The organism is Megasphaera massiliensis (assembly GCF_000455225.1).
In the GTDB taxonomy this organism is placed as follows: domain Bacteria; phylum Bacillota; class Negativicutes; order Veillonellales; family Megasphaeraceae; genus Megasphaera; species Megasphaera massiliensis.
The window spans coordinates 1-647 of record NZ_HF954547.1; the positions used below are offsets into that span (position 1 = coordinate 1).

1 protein-coding gene is annotated in these 647 nt (G+C 46.5%); it reads left to right on the plus strand.

Going from position 1 to position 647, the window contains the following annotated elements; all coding sequences use genetic code 11:
* Positions 1-95: 95 nt before the first annotated feature.
* A partial coding sequence (locus TX77_RS10570) for a FoF1 ATP synthase subunit A (protein WP_044505074.1) occupies positions 96-647 on the plus strand: 552 nt, incomplete at its 3' end.

Genomic DNA, 647 nt, shown 5'->3' on the forward strand with positions numbered 1-647 from the left:
CGTTAATCGGTTGTATGGTTGTACCGTTTATACTATTAGCAGCAGCTTATTTCATCAACAAACGACAATCATAGCGAAAGGGGTGAAAATTTTACATGCATGAATTTCCCATATGGCAGCTTGGACCGCTTCAGATTGACATAGCTACGTGGACTGCGCTTTTGGTTTCTGTAATCGTAACGTTTGTCGTTGCTAGATTGGCGGTTCGAAATTTGTCGGTGGACAACCCGTCGAAGATGCAGAACTTTCTCGAATGGGCTGTCGATTTCGTGCACAACCTTATCGGTAGCGCGATGCCGCTTAATCGGGTGAAGCCATTCATGTCGCTCGGCTTGACGCTTATTATGTTCATTTTTATCTCCAACTTGCTTGGTCTTCCATTCGGTATCGTGACGGAACCCCATCACGCGTATGAGAGCCTGGGTATTACGAAAGAGATGCTGGAGCATGGTCACGTCGCAATCGCTTGGTGGAAATCCCCGACAGCGGATATTTCAGTAACGGCGGGTCTGGCGATTATCGTTTTCGTAATCGTACATTTCCTCGGTCTGAAACAGAACAAAAAGCATTATCTGAAGCACTACTTCCAACCGTATCCGATCTTCTTCCCGATTAACGTAATCGAGACGATCTCCAAGCCGGTAACG